The following is a 7,374-nucleotide window of genomic DNA, read 5'->3' on the forward strand; positions in this document are numbered from 1 at the left end:
CGCGTGGAAGGCCCGGCGGCTGGGTATAGGTCCCAGCCATGAGCACCCTGCTGACCGACCGCGCCGCCACCGGTTCGACCTCGGGATCCGACCCCGCACCCGGGCCCGTTCCGGTCGGCCGGGCCCCTGTTCCGGTCGGCCGGATAGCGGTCGTCGCCCACCGCAAGAAGGTCCTCGGTGGCGGGCTCGACGAGCTGCGCTCCCGGTTGCGCGGCGCCGGGGTCGAGGATCTGCTCTGGTACGAGGTGCCGAAGAGTCGCAAAGCGCCGAAAAAGGTCCGTAAGGCGCTCAAGAAGGGCGCCGAGCTGGTCTTCGTGTGGGGCGGGGACGGAATGGTGCAGCGCTGCGCCGACGCGCTGGCCGGCTCGGACGCCACCCTGGCGATCCTGCCCGCCGGTACGGCGAACCTGCTCGCCACGAACCTGAACATTCCGGCCGACCTGCCCGAGGCGCTCCAGATCGGGCTGACCGGTCCGCGACGGGCGATCGACCTCGGCCGGCTGAACGGTGAACACTTCGCGGTGATGGCCGGTGCCGGCTTCGACGGCGAGATGATCCGGGACGCGGACCGCCGACTCAAGGACAGGCTGGGCCGACTGGCGTACGTCTGGACCGGGCTGCGGCACGTCCGGAGCGAGACGGCGCGGCTGCGGATCACGGTGGACGGCACCGAGTGGTTCGACGGCGAGGCGAGCTGTGTGCTGTTCGGCAACGTCGGCACGGTCACCGGCGGCATTCCCGCGTTCGACGACGCCCGTCCGGACGACGGCTGCCTGGAGGTGGGCGTGGCGACCGCCAGCGGGGTGCTGGAGTGGGCCCGCACGCTCGGCCAGATGGCGGTGGGCCGGTCCGACGAGTCCCCGTTCGTCCGGATCACCCGGGGCCGGAAGATCAACGTCAGGTTCGCCGAGCCGATGACGTACGAGCTGGACGGGGGAGCGCGGGATCGGGTGAAGCGGCTGAAGGCCCGGGTCGTACCGGCCGGGCTGACCGTCTGCGTACCCGAGTCCCGGCCCGACGAGCCGGCCGTTCCGTAGGCGCCCCGTTCGTCAACTCGCCGGCCGGGCCCAGCGCCGCCAGGCGTCGTCAGCCGGCGGCGGCCGACCCCACGACGTACAACTGCTGCACCAGGCCGGGAAGCGCCCGGTCCACCGCGTCGAGGTACCTGTTCGCGGCGTCACGGAACATCCGAATCAACCGCCCGTGGCGTCCTGTTGCTCCCACGTGGTGATGACCACGCCGACGGCGAAGATCTGCACCGGCAGCGGTAGGCCGGGCAGGTCGGCGACGACGTCCCCGCGCCAGAAACTGGTGCGCTTCGCCGAACCCACCCGCCGGCCTCCGATCTGCAACTCCTGCTCGTTGCTCCAGAGCGACGCGCGCTGGAAGTGGTACGTCTGACCACCGGCCTCGACCGCCCACCGCTTGCGCCCGACCCGGTCCGCCGAGGCGACAGTGGTGTCGGCCGCGTCGAGCAGGGTGTACCGACTGCCCCAGGCGTTGCCGCGCACCTGGTAGTGCTGTCCGTCCAGCTCGAAGCTGCCGCCGGCCTTCCAGAAGGTGCTGTCCCAGGTGGTGACCGTCCGACCATCGACGCTGATCTCGTAACGGCTCTGCCAGACGCTGGCCTTCCGAGCTTCCAACATGCTGCCAGGCTAGCCCGGGTGGACAAGACGGGCAGGTCGGAACCACAGGCATGATCGCGTTGCGACCTCACCATCGACTGTGCCGATCCGTACGACCTGGCGGGGTTCTGGAGCAGGGTGACCGGATGGCCGGTGTCCAAGATAGACGATCCGGGTGCCGCCGAGGTGCTTGTCGAGACGCCCGCACCCGTGCCCGGCATCCTGTTCGAGCAGGGCAGGACCGAGTAGATCAGCCGGGTTCGGGTTCAGGCTCGGTGAGCGTCGCCAGCCAGGCGGCGGGCGCCGTCACGTGCTCCGGGGCGATCCGGGGCGGGCCGCCGAGCGCCCGTCGCCACCCCGGATCGGTGGCGCCGACCAGGGCCCGCCGCCAGGAGACGGCCCGACCCACCCGCGCCACCCGCAGCGCGAGCCGAACCGACCGCAGCAGTTCGTCCCGGTCCCGCAGATCGGTCCACGGTTCGAGGTAGGCGTCCCGAAGCCGGCCCAGTTCCGGCCCGCCCGGCGCGAATCCGAACTGGTTGGCGGCGGCGTTCAGCGTCACGAGCAGGGTGCCGAACGGATGGGCCAGGCAGGCGTCGCCCCAGTCGAAGAACCGCAGCCCCGCGCCGCCGACGAAGACGTTGTCGTCGTGCAGGTCGTCGTGCTGGATCGACGGCGGCAGTCCGTCCGCGGCCAGGTCGGCGCACCAACGGTCGTACTCGGGGATCAGCGTGACCAGCGCGGCCCGGACCGGCGGGTCCAGGGTGACCGTCGGATCGGCCAGCAGGTCGGCCAGGGTCGCCGGCATCCGGTCGGTCCGCAGGTCCGGCAGGCCGAGCCCGACCAGCCAGACGCCGTGCGGGGCCACCAGCCGCTGCAATTCGGCGTACCTCTGGAGGAGGTCCACCCAGTGGTCCGGGTCGGGCCGGTCCGCCGTCGCCGTCCGCAGCGTCGGCCCACCGTCGGGGGAGAGCAGCCAGCCCCGGTCCGGGTCGACCGCCAACGGGGGCACGACGAAGTCCGGCGCCCAGCCCGCCAGCGCCCCCACCACGGCTGCCTCGAACCCGTTGCCCGGTACGTTCGCCTTGAACCACACCCGCCCGACGTTGGTCGGCACCTGGCGCAGAATCGACCAGGCCCGGACCCGGACGGTCCGCACCGGCCCGGTGGTGGTGACACCGACCGCCGCCAGCCGTCCCGCCAGCCACGAATCGCTCTCGGCCCGCCAGTCCGGCGCCAGGCGCTCCTCGGGGGTCGGGATGTCGACAGGCACGACGTCACGCTATCGCCGCCGATCGGGGACACCCAGGGATTTTCCGCCGCCGACGTAGCATGCGTGACGACGGCGAGCGTGACGTGATCGGGAGGCGGCCGTGTCCAGGGAAGTCGGTCGTAAGCTCATCGCCTCGAACAAGAAGGCGCGACACGATTTCGCGATCCTGAAGACGTACGAGGCGGGCCTCGCCCTGCGCGGGACAGAGGTCAAGTCCCTGCGGGCCGGGCAGGCGTCGCTGGTCGACGCGTTCGCCCAGGAGCGGGACGGCGAACTCTGGCTGTACGGACTGCACATCGCGGAGTACGCGTACGGCACCTGGACGAACCACCAGCCTCGGCGGATGCGGAAACTGCTGCTCCGCCGCGTCGAGATCAACAAGATTCTCGACCGGGTACGCGACCCGGGGCTGACGCTCGTACCGCTGTCGATGTACTTCGAGAACGGCTGGGCGAAGGTCGAACTCGGCATCGCCCGTGGCAGGCGCTCGTACGACAAACGGCAGGCGCTGGCCGAACGGGACGCGAACCGGGAGATCGCCCGGGAGATGGGCCGCCACCTCAAGGGCATGCCGAGGCGGAACGGCTGACCCGATTCCCCGGTGACCGGTTCCCAGGTGCTCCGCCGTGCGTAGCGGGTGCCGACTGCGGGTATGGATCAGCGGCATGAGCGAACGAACCAGTGATCGGGTCGAGAACCGGGCCGCCCACCTGCTGCCGGAGGAGCGGGCGGCGGGCAGCGACGATCCCCGGGAGCAGGCGGAGGCCATCCTCGCCGACTCGGACCGGCGGGAGGCGGGCGGCAGCGCGATCGCCGAGTCCGAGCGGCGGTCCGTCGACTCGGCGACGGCCGACTCGGCGGCGCCCGACTCGTTCCTGGAGCGGCGCACCTCGGAGCAGACGGTGACCCCGGAGCCGCCGGACTGACCCCGGTCGAGCCCGCCGGACTGACCTCGGTCGAGCCCGCCGGACTGATCCCGCCGGCCCGTCCCGAATCGCGACAGTCGACTCAGGCCAGCGGAAACTCGTCGAAAAGCACCACCGGCGAATCGGGGTCCCGGGTGTCGAACCGGTACGACCGGACCACCCCGGCGGCCGAGTCCAGGATCGTGAAGACCGTGATGTCGTTGCTGGCCACGTACGGCAGCGGGGCACCGGACGGCCCGGTCAGCGGTGCGACCGTCGGCACGATCGGCGTCAGCCCGCCCGGATCACCCTGCCGGACGAGGTCCGGATCCTCCGGCAGGGTGCGCGAGACGCCGGACGACACGTCGTACGCGCCGTAGCTGTTGCCCACGTTCGAGGTTTCCAGCCAGTTGACCCCGGCCGGGTTCCGGAACCGGTTCCACAGGTGGGCGTGACCGTTGTGCACCAGGTGCACTCCGGTGGCGGAGAAGAGTGGTTCGAGATCGCGCAGGATGTGGTCCTCGGCGAGCGGATAGGCGTACTCCACCGAGCGGACCGCGCCGCTGGCCGGGTCCCGGCGTACGGTCGGGACCGGATCGGTGAACGGCGGTGACGAGTTCTCGCCGAGCCCGTGGCCGGGCTGGTGGAACATCACCACCCGGAACCGGGCCCGACGCGCCTGCGCAGAGGTCAGTTCCCGCTCCAGCCAGCGGTACTGTGCCGAGCCCCGGTGTACCGGCTCGAAGATGAACTGGCCGTGACCCCACCGCGTCGGATCCGCCCGGGTGGCGGCGCCCTCGGAGTACCTGCCCCGCCCCGACGTCACGCCCGGCCGCCAGATCGTCGCCACGAAGAGCGTGACCAGGTGTACTTCGCCGATGGTCCGGGACCACCAGCGAGGCCCGCCCGCCGCACTGCGGGGATACGGAAAAAGCTCCTCGTACGTCGTGACGTTCCAGGACCGGTCCGCCAGCCGGTCCTCGGCGGGACCATCCGGCCCGGCGGCGTCGACCTCGGCGGCGTTCATCTCGGCGGCGTTCACCTCGGACCGGTGCGCCTCGGCCACCTGCCGGGGCTGCGGATCGGTGAACTGGCTCTCCAGGCTGTCCGTCTCGGACCACCGGCCCATCACCTCGTGGTTGCCGATCGCGGGAAAGAGCGGAGTGTGCGGCAGCAGCGGCGCGCCCCGGTAGGTCCGCCCGGCGATCGTGTGCTCCGCCCGCCCCGACATGCTGGCGAAGAAGGCGAGCCCGTTGCCGCAGTCGAACCAGTCGCTGGCTCGGTCCGGGACGTTGACCATGTCGCCGGCCATCAGTACGCCGTCCAGCCGGAAACCCACGGTCTCGGCGACCTTCGCCAGGTTGGCCGGCGTCATCTCCTTCAGCTGGTGGTCACTGGTCAGCAGCAGCCGTACGCCGGCATCCTCGGGGGCCGCCGGAGCGACCGAGTACGCCGCCGTGACGGTGCCCCGGCCGCGATCGTCGACCGACACCACCCGGTACGGCGTACGACCGGCGGCCAGGCCGGTGAGCCGGGCGAGGTGCCGGTACACGGGCCGGGGCGTCACCGCCGCAAAGGCGCGTCCGGGGACCCGTGAGTCGGCGTCCTCCCGGGTCCGGGTCAGCCGGTGGGTTTCCGCCGGGAAGCGCCGCCAGTCCGGCCCGGAGTCCGCTGCCACGGTCGCCGCGTGCACCGCCTGCCGCGCGGTCATTCCGGTCACCCCGGCACCGAGCAGCACGTACTGGCCGGTGCCGGGCTCCTCGGTGTGCCACACGACGTACGCGCTCGACGGGCCGGGGTCGAGCAGGTAGGGCTCGCAGAGCAGGGGACGGCCTCCCGTCCGGTCGGCAGCTCCGGAATCGGGATCCTGCGTCATGGCAGAAGAGTCAACCAGAGGCCCCGCACGGCTTGCGCGCGGATCAGATGGCGGTGGCCCGGAAGACCTTCCAGTCCTCGCCGATCCGGCGCAGTTCGAGGACGACCCGGTTCTGGTCGACCTTCTCGCCTTCGGTGTTGACGTTGCGCCGGTACTGGTTCAGGTAGACCAGTAGCTCGACCCGCTCCGGATCGGCCCGGACCACGCCGCTGGCGGACACCTCGGCGAGCACCACCGCCTGCTCGGAGACGGCTGTCGACTTCAGCGTCGCCGTCGTCGCCGCGTACTCGTCGGCGAAGGGGCCGGTCACGAACGCCCGGCCGTTCGCCACGCTGGCGTCGAAGCTGCGGTAGTCGTAGGAGAAGATCGCCTTGGCGGCCGGTCCGGCGGTGGCCAACGCCTGGCGTACCGCCGAGTCCCGCGCTCCGGTGCGGTGGTGCGCGTACCCGGTGGCGCCGGCCACCCCGATGGCCAGCACGATGGCGACCACGAAAACGAGGCACAGGCGGTTGCCGGTGAATCGGCCGAACCGTCCGAACCATCCGAGTCGGCGTCCGGATCGAGGTCGGTCCGGCTCGGCGTCCGCCCGGTCCGGGCGACCGGCACCGTCCTCGGTCGGGCCCGTTTCGGTACGGCGCCGCAGGCGCAGTCGTCGGGCCAGTGCAGCGGCGGACGATCGCATGGGGGCTTCCTCTCAGCCGACGAACTGTAGTCGGGACACCAGCCAGGCACCGGAGTCGCGGTCCCGGGTCAGGTCGACCTGGATGCGGTAGTGCGCCGCGCGCCCGTCCGGGGCGTGCACGTTCTTGACGGTCGCGTCCACCGCCACCAGCGCCACCGCGGCACGCAGGTCCCCGGAGACCAGGCCGGCGCGCAGCACCGTACCGGTCGACTCGACCTTGTTCTCGATGACCGCCGCGCGCACCTGAGCCTGGCCCCGGGTGAACTCCTCCTTGAACTCCCCCGCGGCGCCGGCCGTGATCCGCTGGAGGTCGCTGTCCACGCTGGAAGCACTGACCGAGACGAAGTTGACCGTCGTCTGCCTCGCGGCGGCCAGGGCCTGCGCCCGCGCCTGTTCCACGGCCCGGTCCTGATACCGCTGGTAGCCGAGGAATCCGGCCAGGGCCAACGTCACACAGAGAGCGGCGGCGAGCGCGATCGTGGTACCCGGCCGGCGCTCCGGCGCGTCCGGGCCGGCCGTCGGTGCCTCCCCCGCGGAGTCGGTGCCGACAGCGGCCCCCCGGTCCGGATCGACCGGCTGCCCGTCGGCATCGACCGGCTGCCCGTCGGCATCGACCGGCTGCCCGTCCGGATCGACCGGCCGCCCACCGGCATCGACCGGCTCCTGGTCGAGCCGTTCCAGGATCGACTCCACCGGGTCCCCCGACTCCGGCAGTCGCCGGGTGACGGTGCGGCGGGCCGGCTGTCGCCGGCGGCGGGCCGACGGTCGTACCCCGCCGCCAGGCGCTCCTGCCTCGACGGGGATCGGCTCCCGATCGTCGCCGCCGGAGGTCGGCTCGACGGTCGGCGTGGCCTTGACCAGTTTCAATCTGCGTTCCTCGCCGGTCGGCATGGGTCGGCTCCTCGGGTTGATCAGGTGTCAGGGCGCCAGGCCGGCGAGCAGAAGTTGCTTCCAGGACTGGTCACCGGCGAGCTGGTACTGCCCGCCGGTCGAACCGAAGGTCAGTGGGGCGC

The 7,374-nt window shown here is 72.0% G+C and carries 9 protein-coding genes; 4 read left to right on the forward strand and 5 right to left on the reverse strand.

Going from position 1 to position 7,374, the window contains the following annotated elements:
- Positions 1-38 precede the first annotated feature (38 nt).
- On the forward strand, positions 39-1,037 hold the full coding sequence (locus I0C86_RS11690) for a diacylglycerol/lipid kinase family protein (RefSeq protein ID WP_196201248.1): 999 nt from the start codon (positions 39-41) through the stop codon (positions 1,035-1,037).
- Positions 1,038-1,193: 156 nt separating this feature from the next.
- Here I0C86_RS11690 and I0C86_RS11695 read toward each other — a convergent pair whose 3' ends face one another.
- The gene (locus I0C86_RS11695) at positions 1,194-1,646 is read right to left on the reverse strand and encodes a hypothetical protein (RefSeq protein WP_196201249.1); all 453 of its coding nucleotides are present in this window, start codon (positions 1,644-1,646) and stop codon (positions 1,194-1,196) included.
- Positions 1,647-1,718: 72 nt separating this feature from the next.
- Between I0C86_RS11695 and I0C86_RS11700 the strand changes: the two genes are divergently transcribed.
- Positions 1,719-1,874, forward strand: coding sequence for a VOC family protein (locus tag I0C86_RS11700; protein WP_196201259.1), 156 nt, complete (start codon positions 1,719-1,721; stop codon positions 1,872-1,874).
- 1 nt (position 1,875) lies between these two features.
- Here the strand turns inward: I0C86_RS11700 and I0C86_RS44990 are convergent, their stop codons facing one another.
- Positions 1,876-2,898, reverse strand: coding sequence for a phosphotransferase (locus I0C86_RS44990; protein WP_196201250.1), 1,023 nt, complete (start codon positions 2,896-2,898; stop codon positions 1,876-1,878).
- A 100-nt stretch (positions 2,899-2,998) separates the two neighbouring features.
- Between I0C86_RS44990 and smpB the strand changes: the two genes are divergently transcribed.
- Both smpB and I0C86_RS11715 read left to right on the forward strand, forming a co-directional pair.
- A complete protein-coding gene (gene smpB / locus I0C86_RS11710; RefSeq protein ID WP_196201251.1) occupies positions 2,999-3,487 on the forward strand; it encodes an SsrA-binding protein SmpB in 489 nt (162 codons plus the stop codon).
- A gap of 76 nt (positions 3,488-3,563) precedes the next feature.
- On the forward strand, positions 3,564-3,824 hold the full coding sequence (locus I0C86_RS11715; protein ID WP_196201252.1) for a hypothetical protein: 261 nt from the start codon (positions 3,564-3,566) through the stop codon (positions 3,822-3,824).
- An 82-nt stretch (positions 3,825-3,906) separates the two neighbouring features.
- Here the strand turns inward: I0C86_RS11715 and I0C86_RS11720 are convergent, their stop codons facing one another.
- Genes I0C86_RS11720 through I0C86_RS11730 form a run of 3 tightly spaced genes read right to left on the reverse strand, consistent with a single transcriptional unit; the run spans position 3,907 to position 7,252 of the window.
- Complete coding sequence (locus tag I0C86_RS11720; protein ID WP_196201253.1) at positions 3,907-5,679, reverse strand: metallophosphoesterase family protein; 1,773 nt, start codon at positions 5,677-5,679, stop codon at positions 3,907-3,909.
- A 43-nt stretch (positions 5,680-5,722) separates the two neighbouring features.
- The gene (locus I0C86_RS11725; protein ID WP_196201254.1) at positions 5,723-6,361 is read right to left on the reverse strand and encodes a hypothetical protein; all 639 of its coding nucleotides are present in this window, start codon (positions 6,359-6,361) and stop codon (positions 5,723-5,725) included.
- Positions 6,362-6,373: 12 nt separating this feature from the next.
- The gene (locus tag I0C86_RS11730) at positions 6,374-7,252 is read right to left on the reverse strand and encodes a hypothetical protein (RefSeq protein ID WP_196201255.1); all 879 of its coding nucleotides are present in this window, start codon (positions 7,250-7,252) and stop codon (positions 6,374-6,376) included.
- Positions 7,253-7,374 lie beyond the last annotated feature (122 nt).

The sequence above is a fragment of the Plantactinospora alkalitolerans genome (genome assembly GCF_015690345.1).
GTDB classification, from domain to species: Bacteria; Actinomycetota; Actinomycetes; order Mycobacteriales; family Micromonosporaceae; genus Plantactinospora; species Plantactinospora alkalitolerans.